The sequence below is a fragment of the Mycoplasma marinum genome (genome assembly GCF_004335975.1).
GTDB classification, from domain to species: domain Bacteria; phylum Bacillota_I; class Bacilli_A; order Mycoplasmatales; family Metamycoplasmataceae; genus Mycoplasma_K; species Mycoplasma_K marinum.
On record NZ_PSZO01000117.1, the window covers coordinates 1 to 584 of the forward strand.

The following is a 584-nucleotide window of genomic DNA, read 5'->3' on the forward strand; positions in this document are numbered from 1 at the left end:
AAATTTATAACCTCATTTAAAAGCGCGTAAATTAAACTTTCAACAAATTCTTAACTCACAACTCAAATGTTTTTGTATTTGTTCCTCTAGAATTGGGTTTTGCCTTTTTGTATTCACTCTTTATCTTGTTGTTATTTTTGATTTCTACTAAATCTTCTAAAGAAGAGAGTTCATACTTTGATTTTAATTTATTGATTTTTATGTTTTTACATTTTTCGCAAAAACCAATTGTGCAACCACCCTGATTATAGTATTCGCTAAATCAAATGTGATCAAGTTTTACACAAGAAAGACACCTTCCCTCCTCTGTGGAAACTCTTAAATCACGAGCGTCTCTTTTTTTCTTTTTTTCCTCATATTGCTTTTGGCTATGTTCCTCGCAGACTTTTTCCTTTTGCCTATTTCAATCATCCATATACCATGCACAACCACAACCCTTTCTACTCATTTCTTCTCAGCTCATATTACTCCTTTGTATTTAGTGTAAATTTATAACCTCATTTAAAAGCGCGTAAATTAAACTTTCAACAAATTCTTAACTCACAACTCAAATGTTTTTGTATTTGTTCCTCTAGAATTGGGTT

The 584-nt window shown here is 30.8% G+C and carries 1 protein-coding gene; it reads right to left on the reverse strand.

Annotated elements, in window-relative coordinates:
- Positions 1-31 precede the first annotated feature (31 nt).
- Complete coding sequence (locus tag C4B24_RS04920) at positions 32-463, reverse strand: hypothetical protein (RefSeq protein WP_131599663.1); 432 nt, start codon at positions 461-463, stop codon at positions 32-34.
- Between the last annotated feature and the right edge of the window lie 121 nt (positions 464-584).